At 30.2% G+C, this 19475-nt stretch carries 18 protein-coding genes and 1 other annotated feature (1 of these 19 cut by a window edge); of the genes, 10 read left to right on the forward strand and 8 right to left on the reverse strand.

From position 1 onward, the window contains the following. Positions 1 to 77, reverse strand: a binding site (T-box leader); it reaches 144 nt to the left of the window's first position. A 67-nt stretch (positions 78 to 144) separates the two neighbouring features. The 8 genes from pdxT to dnaA form a co-directional block, all read right to left on the reverse strand. Continuing rightward, positions 145 to 708, reverse strand: coding sequence for a pyridoxal 5'-phosphate synthase glutaminase subunit PdxT (gene pdxT / locus B8965_RS04610; protein WP_084052686.1), 564 nt, complete (start codon positions 706 to 708; stop codon positions 145 to 147). Positions 709 to 824: 116 nt separating this feature from the next. Beyond that, positions 825 to 2018 carry an acetate/propionate family kinase gene (locus B8965_RS04615; protein ID WP_084052687.1) on the reverse strand — a complete coding sequence of 398 codons (1194 nt, stop codon included), beginning with the start codon at positions 2016 to 2018 and terminating at the stop codon, positions 825 to 827. A gap of 103 nt (positions 2019 to 2121) precedes the next feature. Continuing rightward, positions 2122 to 4542, reverse strand: a complete 2421-nt coding sequence (gyrA, locus tag B8965_RS04620) for a DNA gyrase subunit A (RefSeq protein ID WP_278336333.1) — start codon at positions 4540 to 4542, stop codon at positions 2122 to 2124. A gap of 88 nt (positions 4543 to 4630) precedes the next feature. Beyond that, positions 4631 to 6556, reverse strand: a complete 1926-nt coding sequence (gyrB, locus tag B8965_RS04625) for a DNA topoisomerase (ATP-hydrolyzing) subunit B (protein WP_084052688.1) — start codon at positions 6554 to 6556, stop codon at positions 4631 to 4633. A 133-nt stretch (positions 6557 to 6689) separates the two neighbouring features. After that, positions 6690 to 6944 carry an extracellular matrix regulator RemB gene (gene remB / locus B8965_RS04630; RefSeq protein WP_084052689.1) on the reverse strand — a complete coding sequence of 85 codons (255 nt, stop codon included), beginning with the start codon at positions 6942 to 6944 and terminating at the stop codon, positions 6690 to 6692. Between the two features lie 12 nt (positions 6945 to 6956). Then, the gene (recF, locus tag B8965_RS04635; protein WP_159446269.1) at positions 6957 to 8078 is read right to left on the reverse strand and encodes a DNA replication/repair protein RecF; all 1122 of its coding nucleotides are present in this window, start codon (positions 8076 to 8078) and stop codon (positions 6957 to 6959) included. A gap of 23 nt (positions 8079 to 8101) precedes the next feature. After that, positions 8102 to 9211, reverse strand: coding sequence for a DNA polymerase III subunit beta (gene dnaN / locus B8965_RS04640; protein ID WP_159446270.1), 1110 nt, complete (start codon positions 9209 to 9211; stop codon positions 8102 to 8104). A gap of 335 nt (positions 9212 to 9546) precedes the next feature. After that, positions 9547 to 11055 (reverse strand): chromosomal replication initiator protein DnaA, encoded by a 1509-nt coding sequence (gene dnaA, locus B8965_RS04645; RefSeq protein ID WP_084052692.1) that lies wholly within the window; start codon positions 11053 to 11055, stop codon positions 9547 to 9549. 423 nt (positions 11056 to 11478) lie between these two features. On the opposite strand from dnaA, the gene rpmH reads away from it, so the two are divergent. From rpmH to noc, 10 genes are all read left to right on the forward strand, one after another. Continuing rightward, positions 11479 to 11613 carry a 50S ribosomal protein L34 gene (gene rpmH, locus B8965_RS04650; protein WP_084052693.1) on the forward strand — a complete coding sequence of 45 codons (135 nt, stop codon included), beginning with the start codon at positions 11479 to 11481 and terminating at the stop codon, positions 11611 to 11613. Between the two features lie 42 nt (positions 11614 to 11655). Continuing rightward, entirely contained in the window at positions 11656 to 12000 is a 345-nt protein-coding gene (gene rnpA / locus B8965_RS04655) for a ribonuclease P protein component (protein ID WP_159446271.1), read from the forward strand. Continuing rightward, positions 11990 to 12214: a membrane protein insertion efficiency factor YidD gene (gene yidD / locus B8965_RS04660; protein ID WP_143334220.1), complete on the forward strand. Its 225-nt coding sequence runs from the start codon at positions 11990 to 11992 to the stop codon at positions 12212 to 12214. The genes rnpA and yidD overlap by 11 nt, the downstream gene beginning before the upstream one ends. A gap of 13 nt (positions 12215 to 12227) precedes the next feature. Further along, positions 12228 to 12923, forward strand: a complete 696-nt coding sequence (locus B8965_RS04665) for a YidC/Oxa1 family membrane protein insertase (RefSeq protein ID WP_242941928.1) — start codon at positions 12228 to 12230, stop codon at positions 12921 to 12923. Continuing rightward, on the forward strand, positions 12920 to 13549 hold the full coding sequence (jag, locus tag B8965_RS04670; RefSeq protein WP_084052697.1) for an RNA-binding cell elongation regulator Jag/EloR: 630 nt from the start codon (positions 12920 to 12922) through the stop codon (positions 13547 to 13549). Before B8965_RS04665 ends, jag begins: the two co-directional genes overlap by 4 nt. Before the next feature lie 145 nt (positions 13550 to 13694). Further along, complete coding sequence (locus tag B8965_RS04675) at positions 13695 to 14417, forward strand: lysophospholipid acyltransferase family protein (RefSeq protein WP_200805876.1); 723 nt, start codon at positions 13695 to 13697, stop codon at positions 14415 to 14417. Positions 14418 to 14434: 17 nt separating this feature from the next. Beyond that, the gene (gene mnmE / locus B8965_RS04680) at positions 14435 to 15811 is read left to right on the forward strand and encodes a tRNA uridine-5-carboxymethylaminomethyl(34) synthesis GTPase MnmE (protein ID WP_084052698.1); all 1377 of its coding nucleotides are present in this window, start codon (positions 14435 to 14437) and stop codon (positions 15809 to 15811) included. A 10-nt stretch (positions 15812 to 15821) separates the two neighbouring features. Beyond that, positions 15822 to 17705, forward strand: a complete 1884-nt coding sequence (gene mnmG, locus B8965_RS04685; protein WP_084052699.1) for a tRNA uridine-5-carboxymethylaminomethyl(34) synthesis enzyme MnmG — start codon at positions 15822 to 15824, stop codon at positions 17703 to 17705. A 4-nt stretch (positions 17706 to 17709) separates the two neighbouring features. After that, positions 17710 to 18426, forward strand: coding sequence for a 16S rRNA (guanine(527)-N(7))-methyltransferase RsmG (gene rsmG / locus B8965_RS04690; RefSeq protein WP_084052700.1), 717 nt, complete (start codon positions 17710 to 17712; stop codon positions 18424 to 18426). A 70-nt stretch (positions 18427 to 18496) separates the two neighbouring features. Further along, positions 18497 to 19336: a nucleoid occlusion protein gene (gene noc, locus B8965_RS04695; RefSeq protein ID WP_084052701.1), complete on the forward strand. Its 840-nt coding sequence runs from the start codon at positions 18497 to 18499 to the stop codon at positions 19334 to 19336. Positions 19337 to 19475: the final 139 nt, after the last annotated feature.

Genomic DNA, 19475 nt, shown 5'->3' on the forward strand with positions numbered 1-19475 from the left:
CTAATTATTGGTTCGCACCATCCACCAATTCTCTGAAAAAGGTTTTTTAAGTACTTGTTCCCCTTCACCGTGTTTACTTATTTAGCTTAAAAGGATTTTACTATATATTTCTTGATGTTGTCAATAAATTATTAATAACTTTATTTAATAGCTATCTTTTATCATGTTTAGAAAATAACGATAAAATGTTTCTTCGTTTAAGGGAAAAAAAGAACAAGCTAGAAAATTACCTTGCCTTACCATAATAATCTTATCTTCCGTAGTACATAAAATACCCACATTAGGACTTAGTTCTTGCACAACAGGAGCATTGATAAATTTGGCTAAAAAAGGTTTATATCCAAGGGCACATATTTTTAATAATTTACTAAATTCTTTTCTTTTATAAAAAAACCCATTTTTTCTTACTTTTATATCCATGAAGCCCAAGGAAAATTCTTTGCTATTACTTATTTCTCGAGCTAAAATTAGCATACCAGCTCCTATACCTAAAATAGGTAAATCTTGTTTAGCCTTTTCATTTATTTTTTCTATAAGACCCTTTCTTTTTATAAATCTACTTAGAAAAACATTATCTTCCCCTACTATTATTAAACCTTGTATTTTCTCAAAATCAAGTGGATCTGATATTTTTAATATATTTCCCCCTAAATTTTCTATTAACTTTAAATCTACATAATGGAAATCACCTATTACTCCAATTATCATTTTTATCAATCCTAATTAGCATAATATTGGAAATTTGTTTATATATTATATTAATATTTTCTATAAAGTTTACAAAAAAAAGAAGATAATCATTAGAGATTATCTTCTTTCAATAATTATTTTGTAAGTTCTAAAGTATCACGAGCAATTACTATTTCTTCATTTGTTGGAATTACAAAAGTACGAACTCTAGCTCTTGCTTTAGATACGTCTTTTTCTTTTCCACGCATATTATTTTCTTCTTCATCCACTTCAATACCGAAGAATTCTAATCCTTTACAAATGCTTGCGCGCATTCCAGGAGCATTTTCTCCTACGCCTGCAGTAAATACAACCGCGTCAACTCCGCCAATTGCACCAATATATGCACCTATGTATTTTCTTACTACATAAGTAAAGTGATCTAAAGCAAGCTGTGCACGATGATTTCCTTCTTCTGCTGCTTTTTCAATATCTCTAAAGTCACTACTTACTCCAGAAATACCTAATACACCTGATTTTTTATTTAAAATTTCTAAAGCTTGGTCTATGTTGATATCTTCTTTACCCATTAATACTTGGATAACTGCCGGGTCAATATCTCCAGAACGAGTACCCATAGTTAAACCTTCTAATGGAGTAATACCCATGCTTGTTTCTATACATTTACCATTTTTAATTGCAGCTAGACTAGCACCATTACCTAAATGGCAAGAAACAATATTTACTTCTTCAACATTTTTTCCTAACATAAATGCTGCTCTTTCAGTGATATATTTATGAGAAGTACCATGGAAACCATATTTACGAATTTTATATTTTTCATAATATTCATATGGGATACTATAAATATAAGCATGTTCAGGAATAGTTTGGTGAAAAGCTGTATCAAATGTAGCTACTTGAGGTACATTTGGCATAATATTTTGGCAAGATTTAATTCCCATAATATTTGCTGGCATATGTAAAGGTCCTAAATCTATTAATTCTTCAATTGTTTTCATAGTTTCGTCAGTAATTAATACTGATTTATCAAAGTATTCTCCACCATGTAATACACGATGACCTACTGCATCAATTTCATCCATGCTTTTTACAACGCCATGTTTTTCATCTACTAAAGCATCTAAAACTAATTTAATAGCTACTTCATGGTTTTCCATTTTTTGCTCTACAATAAATTTATCTTTTCCCTCAGGTTTATGGGTTAAGATTGATCCATCCATACCAATTCTTTCTATAAGTCCAGAAGCTAAAACGCTCTCATCAACCATATTAATGAGTTGGTATTTTAAGGAAGAACTACCACAGTTTATAACAAAGACTTTCATTTACTTACCCCCTAAATAATTTTTCACTATTATATAATTTAACACAGTTATTACACTAGAACAAGTTTACAAATTAGATTAATTATAAAATTAACAGATTAATTTAATTAACAACTCTTGCAATAGCCATTACTTCATCATCTTCTCCGATATTCATCAAATGTACACCTTGAGTAGTTCTACTCATAGAAGAAACTTCACTTACTTTTAGTCTGATAATAATTCCTCTTTTAGAAATTAACATTATTTCTTCTTCATCTCTAACTATCTTAGTACCTACAAGGAGGCCATTTTTATCAGTTTTTCTCATGGTGATAATACCCTTACCACCTCTATTTTGACTACGATATTCACTTATAGGTGTTTTCTTTCCATAGCCATTATCAGAAACAACTAAGACAGAGCCACCTTCTCTTACTCTTTCCATACTAATAACAAAGTCATCCTGTAAGCTGATACCTTTTACTCCTCTAGTTGTTCTGCCCATTGCTCTTACATCTTCTTCATTAAATCTTATCGCCATCCCTTTACGAGTGCTAAGGATCATATCTTGGCTACCGTCAGTTAATTGAACTCCTACTAATTCATCATTATCATCTAAACTAATAGCAATAATTCCATCTTTCCTCTGAGAATCATATTGACTTAAATCAGTTTTCTTTACTATTCCATTACTAGTAGCAGCAATTAAATACCAATTTGGTGTATATGTTTTAATTGGAATAACAGCTGTGATTTTTTCATCACCTGTTATATTTAAGAGGTTTATAATTGCCATTCCTTTTGCCTGTCTACTTGATTCTGGTATTTCATATACTTTCTTTCTGTATACTTTACCTTTATTAGTAAAGAATAAAAGATAATGATGTGTAGTTGTAGTAAATAACATTTCTACAAAGTCTTCTTCTCTAGTGGTCATAGCCGTTATGCCTTTGCCACCTCTTCTTTGACTTTTGTAGTTATCCATCAGCATTCTTTTTACGTAACCATTATGGCTAATGGTTATAATTACATCTTCTTCAGCTATTAAATCTTCCATGTTTGCATTATCTTCATCTATGCCGATTTCAGATAAACGCTCGTCAGAATATTTACTTTTAATTAATGTAATTTCTTCTTTAATAATATTTAATACCATATTTTCATCGCTTAAAACACTTCTTAAATATTCTATTTTCTTAACTAATTCTGCATATTCTTCATCTAACTTTTCTCTTTCAAGACCAGTTAATCTTTGCAGTCTCATATCTAAAATAGCTTGAGCCTGTTTATCAGAAAGAACAAACTTATTAATTAAATTTTGTTTAGCTTCTTCTGCATTTTTAGAAGCCCTTATAGTTTTAATAACTTCATCGATATTATCTAAAGCAATTTTTAAACCCTCTATGATATGAGCCCTAGCTTCAGCTCGCTCTAAATCAAATTTAGTTCTACGTACAATTACATCTTTTTGATGCTCTAAATAATGGTATAAAACATCTTTTAAAGTTAAAACCTTTGGTGAACCATTTACAACTGCTAACATAATAATGCTAAAAGTATCTTGTAATTGCGTAAACTTATATAATTGATTTAAAATAACCTGAGGATTTGCATCTCTCCTTAATTCAACTACAATACGCATACCTGTACGATCAGATTCATCTCGTAAATCCGTAATACCATCTATCTTTTTATCGCGTACTAAATCTGCTATTTTTTCAATTAATCTAGCCTTATTTACTAAATATGGAATTTCAGTAACAACAATGCGTATCTTACTATTACTCATTGTTTCCATATGAGTTCTAGCTCTAACCTTTACAGATCCTCTACCGGTTGTATACGCTGATTTTATTCCTTCTCTTCCCATAATTACTGATCCTGTTGGGAAGTCTGGACCTTTAACATACTCACATAATTCTTCATTAGTAATTTCGGAATTATCAATTAAAGCAGTAACCCCATCAATTACTTCACCTAAATTATGAGGTGGTATATTAGTTGCCATCCCTACTGCAATACCCGATGACCCATTTACTAAAAGATTTGGGTAACGAGATGGTAAGACAACTGGTTCTTCTAAAGATTCATCATAGTTAGGAATATAATCAATTGTATTTTTTTCAATATCATTTAATAATTCTAGGGATAACTTTGTCATACGAACTTCTGTATAACGCATTGCTGCAGCTGAGTCACCATCGACAGAACCAAAGTTACCATGACCATCTACTAAAGGATAGCGGGTAGAAAATGTCTGAGCCATACGAACCATAGCATCATAAACTGCTGTATCACCATGCGGATGATACTTAGCTAAAACATCCCCAACAACGTGGGCAGACTTTTTATGAGGTTTGTCTGAAGTCATACCATTTTTGTACATTGAATATAAAATACGCCTATGCACAGGTTTTAAACCATCCCTAACATCAGGAAGGGCTCTACCTACAATTACACTCATTGCATAGTCAATATATGACTTTCTCATTTCATCTTCAATATCTATGGGTACTATCCGACCATGATTAAAGTTTTCCAAGCTTGTTTACTCCTTTCAAAACATCATTTTAAATCATCTTATATGCCAAAATATAAAACCCGGTTAACATAAAACCAGGTTTAAAATCTTATATATCTAAGTTTTTAACATACTTAGCATTTTCATGGATAAATTCCCGTCTCGGCTCTACTTTATCTCCCATTAGAATGGTGAATATTTCATCTGCCTTAATCGCATCCTCTAAATTTACCCTTAAAATAGTCCTAGTCTCAGGATCCATTGTCGTTTCCCACAATTGAGTTGGATTCATTTCCCCTAAACCTTTATACCGCTGAATAGAGCTATTGTCTCTACCTTTTTCTTTAAAATATTCTTCCATATCCTCATCATTATAAAAATATGTTTCTTCTTTTCTTTTCTTAACTTTATATAAAGGCGGTTGAGCTATATATACATACCCATGTTCAATTAAAGGTTTCATATACCTATAAAAGAAAGTAAGTAAAAGTGTCCGAATATGAGCTCCATCGACATCAGCATCTGTCATAATGATAACTTTATGATATCTTGCCTTTTCAATATTAAATTCAGTACTAATTCCTGTTCCCATAGCTGTAATCATTGCTCTAATTTCGTCATTTTTAAGAATCTTATCAAGTCTTGCTTTTTCTACATTTAATATTTTACCCTTTAAAGGTAAAATAGCTTGGAACTTTCTATCCCTACCTTGTTTAGCAGAACCACCTGCTGAGTCCCCTTCGACTATGTATACTTCGCAAAATGCAGGATCTTTATAAGAGCAATCGGCTAGCTTACCAGGAAGAGTAGTGCTTTCAAGGACACTTTTTCTTCTAGTTAATTCTCTTGCCTTTTTAGCTGCTTCCCTCGCTCTATATGCTCTTAGAGATTTTTCTACTATTTTCTTAGCAACCGATGGATTTTCTTCTAAGAAAAAGGTTGTTTCAGTACTCACGGCGTTATCCACGATTCCACGTACTTCACCATTACCTAATTTTGTTTTTGTTTGCCCTTCAAACTGAGGCTCTGGCAATTTTATACTAATAACAGCAGTAACACCTTCTCTAATATCTTCACCAGCTAAATTAGGATCATTTGATTTTAAAATATTATATTTTCTTGCATAATCATTAATTACCCTAGTTAAAGCTGTTTTAAACCCTGACTCATGTGTACCACCTTCATGAGTATTAATATTATTAGCATATGAAAGTATATTTTCACTATATCCATCGTTAAATTGAATAGCCATTTCCACAATAACATCATCTCTAGTAGTTTCAAAATAGACTACTTCTTCATGGATCAGGTCTTTATTTTTATTTAAATATCTTACAAAGTCCTTGATTCCACCATCGTGTACAAATGTTTCTTCTATATTATTTCGTTCATCCACCAAGGTAATGGTTAAACCTTTATTTAAAAATGATAATTCCCTTAATCGTTGAGCCAAAGTTTTAAAATCATAAATAAGATCATCAAAAATTTCTGAATCAGGTTTAAAGAATATTTTTGTCCCATTATTTGTAGAACTACCAATAACCTTTAATTCACTTACTGTTTTTCCCTTTTCATATCTTTGATGAAATATTTTACCCTCACGGCTAACTTCTACTTCCAAAAACTCAGACAGAGCATTAACAACAGAGACACCTACTCCGTGCAATCCTCCTGATACTTTATAACCATTTCCACCAAATTTTCCTCCAGCATGTAAAGTAGTTAACACTAGTTCCACCGCAGGTAATCCCATTTTAGGATGAATACCTACTGGTATTCCCCTACCTTCATCAAAGACAGTAATACTATTATCTTCATGAATAATAGCATGAATTTTATGCCCGAAACCTGCTAAAAATTCATCTATACTATTATCAATAACTTCGTAAACTAAATGATGTAAGCCTCTGCTACTAGTACTACCGATGTACATACCAGGTCTTTTCCGAACTGCTTCTAAACCTTCTAGTACTTGTATTTCATCAGCTGTATATTTTTTTATTTCATCTACCACTATATTACTCTCCTTTGTCATCTTGACTCTATAAAAACAGATTAAAATATCTTAATTTAATAGACCTAAGGACATGATAATCCTATAATAGGATACCATAAAATTCTTATGTCCACAATTTACTGTAAAATAAACATAAATAATGACCAATAATTTACTTTAATTCAAAAGCTTTATTAAATCTCTTATTTAAGGTTACTGAAGAAATTGGAGAAAGGTAAACAAACTTAGAGGTAATAATAAAAGTTTTTACTTTTTCGTCTGATCCAACTTGCTTAATCAAATTATCAAGGCTAGCTAGTTCTAAATATTCTTTAGTAGTCTTAGCCCTAGTAGTTGTATTTTTATCAAAAATTCCTATAATATCCTTTTTGGGGATAACTATATCCTCACCAATATGTAAAAACAAATTAAGACCTCCTTAGTTTTGCTTAATTTTACCTTTCTCAATTAAAAATATTTTACTCTTTTCTATCTTTTGATTAATCATTTCGATATTTGCTCCGGTAACAAAGGTTTGGATATTTTTTTCTTTAATTAAGTTTAATAGATATTCTCTCCTAGAATCATCTAATTCAGACATCACATCGTCTAATAATAATACGGGATATTCCCCATTTATTAAAAAAAATAATTGGATTTCAGCTAACTTTAAAGATAAAACTGCTGTTCTTTGTTGTCCTTGGGAACCATAATTTTTTAATTCTTGATTATTAATATAAAAAGTTAAATCATCTCTATGAGGTCCCATTAAACTACTTGCCCTTTTAATTTCTTCATGAGTAATTTCCTGTAAACTATTTCTAAAAACTGTTTCAATTTCTCCAAGATCCAAGGTTGCTCTTTTTAAAACTAAGGAACTATATGTGATATTTAGTGATTCTTTATCATTCGTAATTATTTTTTGAATTTTATTAGCTAAAGGGACTAATTTTTTCAAAAATTCCATTCTCTTTTGGATAATTCTGCTACCATAAGAAATTAATTGATTATCCCATAATTCCAAAAGATCTTTATTTTGTTTTTTAAACTTAATTTCTTTTAAAAGATTATTACGCTGAGTTAAGACCTTATAATAATTTTTAAGGTCATCATAATACAATCTATCTAATTGACTAATCTCTATATCAATATATCTCCTGCGCTCACTAGGTCCTTCTTTAATTATTTTTAAATCTTCTGGAGAAAAAATTATTACATGTAAATAACCAAATAAGCTAGATATTTTTTTATATTTTACACCATTAATTTTCAGTAATTTATTTTTTTTCTGATCATAATAAATATCAAGTTCATTACTTCTATTACTTCTTATCGTATTTATTTGTCCTTTTATCCGAAAAAAATCCTGCTTAAAATAAATTAACTCCTTATCCTTAGCCCCTCTAAATGTTTTACCAATGGCTAAATAATAAATGGCTTCGATAAGATTTGTTTTTCCTTGAGCATTATCTCCTACGATAAGATTAATATTTTCACTAAAATTAATATCTAAAGAAGTATAATTTCTATAATTTTCGAGAATTAGCTTATTTATTATCAAATCCTCTACACCCCAACATATATTTAGACAACTCTAATAGGCAATATAACATAAATGAAATTATCATGATTACCGGGCTTTACGATAGCGGGGCTTAAAGATCCAGTTAAATTAAAATCAAGATCTTCAGTATCCATAACTTTTAAAACGTCTAATAAATATTTAGCATTAAATGCAATTGTCATTGGTTCTCCTTCATCAAGTACCGATATCTTTTCTTCTACCTTACCCAATTCTGACTGTGATGTTACTTGTAAGGTTCCATTTTCGATATGTAGATTGATTACACTCGTACCATCTTTTTCATTACTAAATAAATTAGCACGTTCCACAGTATGCTGGAGACTTTTAGTTTTAATTTTTAGGAATGTTTTAGGATCGTTTGGAATAACCTGACGATAGTTAGGAAATTTACCATCGATCAATCTACTGATAATTTTTGTATCTTCTGTTTCAAAGCATATTTGTTTGGTATTGCCATTAATTTTTATTAATTCTTCTTCATCTTTTGTAATTCTATTTACTTCACTTAAGGTTTTTCCTGGAATAATAACATTGATTGCTTGATCATTTAAAACATTTACCTTTCCAGAACGAAGAGCTAAACGGTGAGTATCAGTTGTGATTATTTTTAAATGATCATTTTCTATTTCAAATAAAGCACCTGTAAAAATAGGCCTAGTATCATCGGAAGTAGTAGCAAAGATAGTTTGTTTAATCATGTTTTTTAAGACATTAGGATTTATTTCAAAGGCATAATCTCCTTCAAAATCAGGGATTAAAGGAAATTCATCTCCTGGCCATCCTTTTAAAACTACTTCTGAATCATCATATTTAATCTCTACCCCTGTTATTTCAGGGAGATAATTAATAGTGATTTTTGTATCTGGTAATTTACGAACTAATTCAGATAAATGTCTAGCTGGTAAAACTATTTCACCATCTTCAATTGCTTCTATAGGAACATGACATTCAATACCAATTTCTAAATCAGTAGCTGTAAAATATAAACGATTATTTTCTACTTTAAATTTAATTCCTGATAATGTTGGAATTGTATTTTTTGTAGAAATAGCTTTTTGAACTGTTTGAATTCCATATAAAAGATTCTCTTTTGAAATAGTTATTTTCAAATTTATCATCCTTTCAGAAAAAAGTGTGTATATATTTTATTAATCATCATAGATATATAAATATAGTAGTAATAGTAGTAGTAGCTGTGGAAATGTGGAAAAGCATCTTAAACTGAGTTATCAACAAGTTTAACTGATGTTCATAACCCTGTGGGCGAATTTCTGACTTTATCCACATATACACAGGAAAAATAATTATCCACATTGTTCTACATGATACTAACATATTATCAATAATCTTATCCACATTTAATCTTAAATATAGAAAAAAATAAAAAGCAAATTTGCAGAAAAAAAGTACTCAGGATAGATAAATTGTTTATCCTGAGTACTTTTTATTTACCTTGTAAATTATCTTTAATTTTCTTAATTGTTTCTTTAAGTCCATGTTCTGTTTTTATTTCGCTATTTATCTTGTCGTAAGAATGAATAACTGTAGTATGATCTCTGCCTCCAAATATTTCACCAATCTTAGGGAGAGATAAATCAGTTAATTCCCTACATAAATACATGGCAATTTGTCTTGGAAATACTACATTTTTTGTTCTTTTTTTAGCTTTTAAGTCTTCTACACGAATGGCGAAAGTACTAGCAACGACTTCTTGAATTAATTCTCCTGTAATTGGTCTTGGCTTATCTTCAGGAATTATATTTTTTAAAGCTTCAATTGCTAAATCTAAATCTACTTTTCTATTATTCAAAGAAGCATAAGCCATTATCCTTACTAATGCCCCTTCTAATTCTCTAATATTGGACTTAATTTTATCAGCCATATAAAGGGTCACATCATCAGGTACATCCATTTTTTCGATTTGAGCTTTTTTTCTTAAAATTGCAATTCTCGTTTCTAAATCAGGAGCCTGAATGTCTGTAATTAGCCCCCACTCAAATCTGGTACGTAATCTTTCTTCTAAAGTAGGTATTTCTTTAGGTGGTCGATCACTTGAAATAATTATTTGACGATTAGCTTCATGTAAAGCGTTAAATGTATGGAAAAACTCTTCTTGAGTTCTTTCTTTTTTGGCTAAAAATTGAATATCATCTATTAATAAAACATCAATATTACGGTATTTATTACGAAAATTAGCCGTTTTATCATCTTTTATTCCATCAATTAATTCATTAGTAAACTTTTCGCTAGTAACATAGACAACCTTAGCGTTTTTATTATTTTTTATTACATAATGGCCGATAGCATGCATTAAATGTGTTTTTCCTAGTCCTACACCACCATAAATAAATAAAGGATTATAGGCTTTAGCTACAGATTCGGCAACAGCCAAACTTGCAGCATGCGCAAATTTATTACTATTACCTACAACAAAAGTATCAAAGGTATATTTAGGATTTAAGTGTTTTTCTAATAATGTATCACTATCTGAATAGTCAGTTTGATAATTATGTTGGTAATTGTTTTGATGTTTTTTGTTTGGCTCAAATTTATTTTCATATTCCGAAATTTTGTCCATTTCCTGTTCTTCTCGCATTTGTTGAAGCCTTTGTGTTTCTTCTAATTGATCTAAATCATTTAAATTAGGATCTGGAGTGTTACTTAAATTTTCAGAAATGATATCAATTTCATTTTCTTTATTTGAAAAGGTTACAAAGTTAATTTTTACGGGATGTTCTAATATTTTCTCTAAATTATTTTTAATTAAGCCTATATAACTTTTTTCGAGCCAATCTTTTGCATATTCATTAGGTACCCTAATAATTAAGTAATCTTCATAATAGGCTACTAATTCGGTAGCCTTAAACCAGGTTTCAAAGCTTGGACGACTGATTTCACCTTCGATTTCAGCTAATGCTTTTTTCCATATATCTGATAGTTGAGTTTTAATCATTCTATACCTCCTAAAAAAAGCATAAATGTGTTTAGCCGGAGGCAACTCTGACCGTCCGTACTTGCATTTATTACTAAAAAAAAATTAGTCACCTCAAAAAGGTGATAAATTTTTGCAAAAAAAATATTATTTAGCTAGAATTAACAACTTATACACAGGTTTATCCACACTGTGTGGATAAAATGTTTATAAAATTGTGAACAAGCAAGTAAATAATATCAAAATATTTGAAAGTTATCAACATAAATAACTTTCTTAGGTTTATATTATCCACAATTTTTTAAAATATTAAAAATTAACTTATCCACATAGGTAAAAAATACTTAACTTGACCATGACTTTAAGATAATATATAATTTGTATGTTATCGTAGTGAATGTGTAAATTCATATAAAATAAGATTAACCTAAGGAGGTGTTTTAAATGAAAATGACTTACCAGCCAAAGAATAGAAAACATAAAAGAGTTCACGGATTCCGTAAAAGGATGAGTACTCCTACAGGTAGAAATGTTTTAAGAAGAAGAAGAGCTAAAGGTAGAAAAAGATTAAGTGCATAAAAGGCCCTCTGAGGCCTTTTTAAATTATAAGGGGATGATATCTTGCTTCCTAAATCCTATAGGTTAAGAAAAAATAACGATTTTAGAATTACCTATAAATATGGAAAGTCATTCTCTACGAAATATCTTGTACTATATATAAAAAAACATCATAAAGATGATAGTAGAGTAGGATTTTCTATTTCCAAGAAAATTGGGAAAGCAAATGAAAGAAACTACCTTAAAAGAAGACTTCGAGAGATTATGCGCAAAAAGCTACCGCGGGTTAAAAGTGGACATAATTTAATTTTTATAGCTAGAAAAGGTATTACAGGCATAGACTTTAATGAAATAGAGAAAAATGTTGAGTATTTACTTAATAAAGGAAAGCTCTTTAATGAAGAATAATTTCATAGTTATGGTAGTTGTTTTTATAGTTCGGTTATATCAAAAATTCATTTCTCCTTTAAAAGGGCCAACCTGTAGATTTATGCCAACTTGTTCTGAATATACTATCTTGGCTTTAAAGAAATATGGATTCTTTAAAGGGTCTTTTTTATCTATAAAAAGAATTTTAAAATGTCACCCATTTCATCCAGGTGGATACGATCCTTTAAAATAGTTACTACAAGGAGGTGAACCTGCGTAAAGCAGGGGATAATTTGTGGAATGGATTAGTTAATGGAGTAAAAAGTATAATTAATTTATTATATGGCTTTACTGATACCTTAGGGGTTCCAAGTTATGCTTTAGCTATAATTATTTTAACTGTTTTACTTAAACTCGCGTTATATCCTTTAACTGTAAAGCAAATGACGTCCATGAAAGGCATGCAAGAAATTCAACCTAAAGTGCAGGCTTTACAAAAGAAATATAAAAATGATAAAGAAAAGTTAAATAAGGCTGTCATGGAATTGTATCAAGAATATAATGTCAACCCAATAGCAGGTTGTTTACCAATGATAGTACAAATGCCTATATTAATTGCTCTTTTTACGGCTTTAAGAGATTTTGATTTTGTGCATGCAGCTCATGCTAGTTTTTTCTGGATTGATAGCTTATCAAACCCAGATCCATACTATATTTTACCTGTCCTTGTTGGTGTGGCAACATTCTTTCAGTCGAAACTTACTACTCCTCAAGGTGGTGCAAATCAACAAAATATGGCTTTAATGTTATATTTCATGCCAATATTTATTGGGTGGATTAGTATGAAGTTTCCAGCAGGTCTTGGTTTATATTGGGTAGTTTTTAATACTTTAGGAGTAGTTCAGCAACTAATTATCAATAAGAAACCGCTGGCTAAGAAGGGAGAAGTTAGTGGTAAATGAAAAGTATAGAGATTTCTGCTAAAACTGTAGAAGAAGCTATTGATCTTGCTTTGAATGAATTAAACTTAACAAAAGATGAAGTGAATATTGAAGTATTAGAGCAACCAAGTAAAGGGTTTTTTGGAATTATAGGAACTAAAAAAGCTGTAGTCAAAGTAGATGAAATCTATAATCCTACAAAAAAAGCTAAAGATTTTTTAATGCAAATTTTTGCTCCTATGAATTTAAATCCTAAAATTGAAATTGTCGAAGATAAAAGTAGTGTTACTTTTAATATAACTGGTGATGATCTAGGAATTTTAATTGGACGTAGGGGAGATACTCTTGATTCCTTACAATTCTTATTAAATTTAGTAATGAATAAAGATAATGAATCTAGAACTAAATATATAATAGATATTGAAGGTTATAGAAAGAAAAGAGAAGAAACATTATTGAATTTAGCCTTAAGGCTAGGGGATAAAGCTAAACGTACAGGAAGAAAAGTAATTTTAGAGCCTATGAATCCTCAAGAAAGAAGGATAATTCATATGACTTTACAAAATGATACTGAAATCGGTACGTATAGTGAAGGTGAAGAGCCTTACAGAAAGGTAGTAATTATACCAAAAATTAAACGCAACTAACCAGTGATCTTTGATTACTGGTTTTTTTTATTTAAATATTAGCTAAATTTTAAACAGAAATAATTATATATTAGATATAATTAAAAAGCTATTTTGTGGTCTTGAAATTTAGTATACAATGGATATAGTAAAATGGGGTGAGATAATGTTAATTATGAGAACTTTAATTTGGTTTTTGTATTTTTGGTTATTTTTAATTTTTAGTATTCCTTTACTCTTTACAGTCCGATTAATGGAAAAAAGAAATCAAATTTATGAAAAAGATGTTTTAGTAAATAAAATAGCCACGATATGGGCAAAATCTTTAATTAACCTAACAGGTAGTAGGGTAAAAGTTACAGGTACTGAATTAATACCAACGGATGGGCCAGTATTATTTGTTAGCAACCATCAAGGAAATTTTGATATTCCTTTATTATTAGCTGCAATTAGTAAGCCTAAGGGTTTTGTAGCAAAAATAGAGTTAAAAAAGATGCCTTTAGTTAATCGTTGGATGCAGGCTATTAATTGTGTTTTTATTAAAAGAAATCATCCGAAAGAAGCATTAAAGTCAATCAATGAAGGTATAGCTGTTTTACGCAAAGGCTATTCTTTAGTAGTATTTCCAGAAGGAACTAGAAGTAAGGGTAAAAATATGAATGAATTTAAATCAGCCAGTTTAAGATTAGCTACTAAATCAGGAGTACCTATAGTACCGATAACCATTAATGGATCATACAAAATTATGGAACAAAATAGCGGGTTAATAAGACCAGCAGATGTAGAAATAACTATCTCAGAACCAATTAATCCACAGGATTTTAAAAGTTATGATGCAAATGAACTTATGCACATGTTGAAAACTAAAATAGAAGAAAACTTAAGATAGAAATGAGGTAAAATATATTGATTAATGATACTATAGCAGCAATTATTACAGCTTATGGAAAAGCTAGTGTAGGTATCATAAGAATTAGTGGTTCAGATGCTTTAGAAATAGGAAATAAAATTTATAAAGGTCATAAAGATTTAAAAAGAGCCGAAAATCACACCATTAATTATGGCAAGGTTTATGATAATTATACTGATAAAATTATAGATGAGGCTTTATTTTTAGTAATGTTAGCTCCTAAAAGCTTCACCGGGGAAGATGTAATTGAAATCCAATGTCATGGCGGGGTAGTCGTGGTTAAAAAGATTTTAGAATTAGTGTTAAGAAATGGAGCTAGAATGGCTGATGCAGGAGAATTTTCTAAAAGGGCTTTTTTAAATGGAAAATTAGATTTAGCTCAAGCAGAAGCCATTATTGAAATAATAGAAGCCAAAACTGATAAGTCCTTAAGTTTAGCTGTAAATCAATTAGAAGGTAATTTATCTGCATTAATAAAAAAAGTAAGGGTTGATTTACTAAGTTTAATGGCCTTTATCGAAGCTGATATAGATTTTCCGGAAGAAGATATTGAAAGACTAACAATAGAGCAGCAATTAGAATTATTATTGGGTATTGAACATGAAATAACTAATATTTTAAAAACTGCAAAAGGTGGAAAGATAATTAGAGAAGGATTAAATATTGTCATTATCGGTAAGCCGAATGTTGGTAAATCAAGTTTATTAAATGCTTTAGTGAAAGAAAACAGGGCAATTGTGACGGATATACCTGGAACGACTAGGGATATAATTGAAGAATATATTAATTTAGGTGGAATACCGATAAAGGTTATAGATACAGCTGGAATTAGGGAAACTGAAGATATAGTTGAAAAATTAGGTGTAGATAAAGCTAAGGATTTAATAAATAGAGCTGATTTAGTTTTATTTGTCATAGATAGTGAAAGAAAAATAAGCGAAGAAGATAAAGACATTATAAGCCTATTACAGGATAAAGAAACAATTATGCTAGTAAATAAAGTAGATTTAGGGGTAAAGGATGAGTTTTTAAAAGAGCTTAAAGACCTTAGCCAAAAGCCTATTATTCAAATTTCAGCAAAAGAAAATATAGGGCTTGAAGATTTAGAAAAGAATATTATAGATTTATTTTTTGATGGCGATATCGAGTCTAATGATCAAGTCTTAGTAAGTAGTACAAGACATATCGATGCATTAGAAAGAGCAGACGATCATTTAAAAGGAGCAATTAATAGTATAGAAGCCCAGTTACCAGGGGACTTTATTACAATTGATGTTCAGGGAGCCTTTGAAAGTTTAGGTAAAGTAACGGGGGAAACGATTGAAGAAGATATTTTAGACCAAATATTTTCACAGTTTTGTATAGGAAAATGAGGAGGATGTTATGAGTTATATTGCAGATACCTATGACGTAATCGTAGTGGGAGCTGGACATGCAGGTTGTGAGGCTGCTCTAGCATCTAGTCGTCTTGGAATGAAAACAGTAGTATTTACATTAAATATTGATAATATTGCTTTAATGCCTTGCAATCCATCTGTAGGAGGACCAGCAAAGGGTCATTTAGTACGCGAAATAGATGCACTAGGTGGAGAAATGGGACTTAATTTAGATAAAACACTTATTCAAGTGCGAATGCTAAACACTTCTAAAGGGCCAGCTGTTCATGCTTTAAGGGCGCAGGCTGATAAAAGTTTATATCAACAAGAAATGACGCAAACCTTATTTAATCAAGAAAATTTAGATGTAAAACAAGCTTTAATTGAGGAATTAATAATCGAAGATAGTAAGGTATGTGGTGTTTTAACAGATACGGGAGCTATTTATAAAGCCAATGCTGTTATACTAACAACTGGTACGTATTTAAAGGGAAAAATATTTGTCGGTGAAATGAGTCGTTTAGCAGGCCCCCAGGGGAATATGCCTTCAATTAACTTAAGTAATAATTTAAAAGATTTAGGTTTTCAAATTGAGCGGTTTAAGACAGGTACACCATCTCGGATTGATAAAAATACCGTAGACTTTAGCAAAATGATTGAGCAACCAGGAGATGACCAAAATTTAAAATTCTCTTTTATGACAGATGAACCGTCGACAGTTAATTATTCTTGCTGGTTAACCTATACAAATGAAAAAACTCATAAAATTATCCAAGAAAATATCCATAGATCTCCTCTTTATGGAGGAGAAATTGAAGGAACCGGTGCAAGATATTGTCCTTCAATTGAAGATAAAGTAGTAAGATTTGCTGATAAACCTGCACATCAAATTTTTGTGGAGCCAGAAGGGGTAAATACTAATGAACTATATGTACAAGGATTAAGTTCTAGCTTGCCTGAAGATGTGCAAAAACAAATGCTAAGAACAGTAGAGGGATTAGAAAAAGCAGAAATTATTAGAATTGGTTATGCTATAGAATATGATATACTTGTGCCAACTCAATTAAAAACTACTTTAGAAACTAAAAAAATTGCAGGATTATATTCAGCTGGACAAATTAATGGTACCTCTGGTTATGAAGAAGCAGCAGGACAAGGATTAATGGCTGGAATTAATGCAGCTTTAAAAATTCAAGGCAAAGAGCCATTCACTCTTAAAAGATCAGATGCTTATATAGGTGTTTTAATTGATGACTTAATTATTAAAGGAACTAATGAACCTTACAGGCTGTTAACATCAAGAGCAGAGTATCGTTTATTACTTCGTCAAGATAATGCTGATTTAAGATTAACTCAAAAAGGACGAGAGGTCGGACTAGTAAAAGATGATCGTTATGAAAGATTTATGAGTAAAAAGGCTAAAATTGAAAGCGAATTAGAAAGATTAGCAACTATAACTGTGAGCTTTAAGGATGAAAAATTAATTGAAATTTTAGCTAAAAAGAATAGTACTAATATAGGATATTCTATCAAAGCGATTGATTTAATTAAAAGGCCAGAGATTAGTTATGTAGAGCTAGTCGAAGAAGGTATTTTAACAAGTGACTTAAACCAAGAAGAAAAAGAACAAATTGATGTTCAAATTAAGTATGAAGGATATATTAAAAAACAAATTACTCAAGTTGAGCGTTTTGAAAAGATGGAAAGTAAGAAAATACCGGAAAATATTGATTACGATGAAATTGGTGGCTTGCGTATCGAAGCAAGACAAAAGCTAATCCAAATTAGGCCTGAATCAGTAGGACAAGCATCAAGGATTTCAGGGGTTTCACCTGCTGATATTTCTGTCATTTTAATTTATTTAGAACAAAAGAGAAGAAAAAGGAGCTAGAAAATTGCAGGAAAAATTAAAAAGAATATTAACAGAGGAACAAATTGAGTTTACAGGGGAAAATATTATTAAATTAACTACTTTCATGGATTTATTACAAGAATGGAATAAAAAAATGAATTTAACTGCAATTGAAAGTGATGAAGAAATCATGTATAAACACTTTTTAGATTCACTTTTATGCCTAAAAGTATGGGATAAATGGGAAAATAAAAAGATTATTGATATTGGCACGGGTGCTGGTTTTCCAGGGATACCTTTAAAAATATTTGAAGATAGCATTAAAATTGATTTACTTGACTCTTTAAATAAAAGATTAGTATTTTTAGAAAATGTGATAGAAAATTTGAGTTTAACTAATGTAAATGTTATTCATGGAAGAGCAGAAGACTATGGCAAGGATATAGATTATAGGCAGGGTTATGATTTAGTTTTAGCTAGGGCTGTAGCTAATTTACCAATTCTCTTAGAATTTTGCTTGCCATTTGTAAAAGTAGGAGGACACTTTATAGCTTTAAAGGGTCCAGAGGTACAAGAAGAGTTAACTAATAGTGAAAAAGCTTTAGAAACCCTTGGTGGAAAATATGTTGATAGTAAAAGTTTTAGTTTAATGAACGGACAACATCAACGTAATATCATGATTTTTGAAAAAATATTTGATACACCTGATAAATATCCTCGCAAAGCAGGGATACCTAAAAAAAGACCTATTATTAAATAGTAATTTAATGGAGGATTTTAACGCTATTTAAAGAATATATACAAAGAAGTAAGAATAAGGGGTGTCCTTAATGAAAGATCATTTATCTAAGCTTTTTAACATAGGCAATGATACTAAAGATAATATAAAGGATATAGATTTAGAGTTAATACATCCTAATCCATATCAGCCGAGAAAGTTTTTTGAACAAAGACAATTAGAAGAATTAGCTGAATCAATTAAACAATATGGAGTCATGCAGCCAGTTGTTGTTCGAAAAGTAGGCACAAATTATGAATTAGTAGCAGGAGAAAGAAGAACAAGAGCTTCAAGATTAGCAGGGCTAAAAACTATTCCTGCTATAGTGAAAAACCTAACTGATAAAGAAACAGCTGAAATAGCTTTAATTGAAAACCTGCAAAGGGAAAATTTAAACTATTTTGAAGAAGCTGAAGGTTATAATAGATTGTTAAAAGAATTTGATTTAACCCAAGAAGAATTAGCTAAAAAGGTAAGTAAAAGTCAATCTACAGTTGCTAACAAGATAAGATTATTAAATTTAGATAAAGATGTTAGAGATTTGATAACCTTTGATGTAATTACAGAAAGACATGCAAGAGCCCTGCTTAAGTTAGAAGATCAAGAATCACAAAAAAAATTATTACAAGCAATTTATGAAAAAGGTTTAAATGTAAGACAAACCGATGAGTTAGTAGAAGTAATTTTAATTGACAGCGAGAAAAAGGAAAATGAAAAAGTAAAAAGAAAAGTTAAAAAAGTATATAAGGATATGAGAATTTTTCTTAATACAATACGTGATGCTGTAAATACAATTAAAGATGCAGGATTAGAAGCAGATATCAAGGAAGATGAAAACGAAGAATATTTTGAGGTTACGATTAAACTACCGAAAAATAATACTGCCAAATAAGGCAGTTTTTTTTCTAAGAAAAATGCATCCAAAAATGGCCTTCAAATTTGCCTTTAAATGACTTAAAATAAGACCTCCTTAATGATAACCCTAGCAGGAAAAAAAGGAATATTATAAGGAGAAATCCTGTACATTTTCA

The organism is Desulfonispora thiosulfatigenes DSM 11270, assembly GCF_900176035.1.
GTDB classification, from domain to species: Bacteria; Bacillota; Peptococcia; order Peptococcales; family Desulfonisporaceae; genus Desulfonispora; species Desulfonispora thiosulfatigenes.

Coding starts and splice junctions, on each gene's coding strand:
- pdxT (WP_084052686.1), bottom strand. CDS start 708: ATGATAATTGGAGTAATAGGTGATTTCCATTATGTAGATTTAAAGTTA.
- B8965_RS04615 (WP_084052687.1), bottom strand. CDS start 2,018: ATGAAAGTCTTTGTTATAAACTGTGGTAGTTCTTCCTTAAAATACCAA.
- gyrB (WP_084052688.1), bottom strand. CDS start 6,556: ATGACAAAGGAGAGTAATATAGTGGTAGATGAAATAAAAAAATATACA.
- dnaA (WP_084052692.1), bottom strand. CDS start 11,055: ATGATTAAAACTCAACTATCAGATATATGGAAAAAAGCATTAGCTGAA.
- rpmH (WP_084052693.1), top strand. CDS start 11,479: ATGAAAATGACTTACCAGCCAAAGAATAGAAAACATAAAAGAGTTCAC.
- yidD (WP_143334220.1), top strand. CDS start 11,990: ATGAAGAATAATTTCATAGTTATGGTAGTTGTTTTTATAGTTCGGTTA.
- jag (WP_084052697.1), top strand. CDS start 12,920: ATGAAAAGTATAGAGATTTCTGCTAAAACTGTAGAAGAAGCTATTGAT.
- B8965_RS04675 (WP_200805876.1), top strand. CDS start 13,695: ATGTTAATTATGAGAACTTTAATTTGGTTTTTGTATTTTTGGTTATTT.
- mnmG (WP_084052699.1), top strand. CDS start 15,822: ATGAGTTATATTGCAGATACCTATGACGTAATCGTAGTGGGAGCTGGA.
- noc (WP_084052701.1), top strand. CDS start 18,497: ATGAAAGATCATTTATCTAAGCTTTTTAACATAGGCAATGATACTAAA.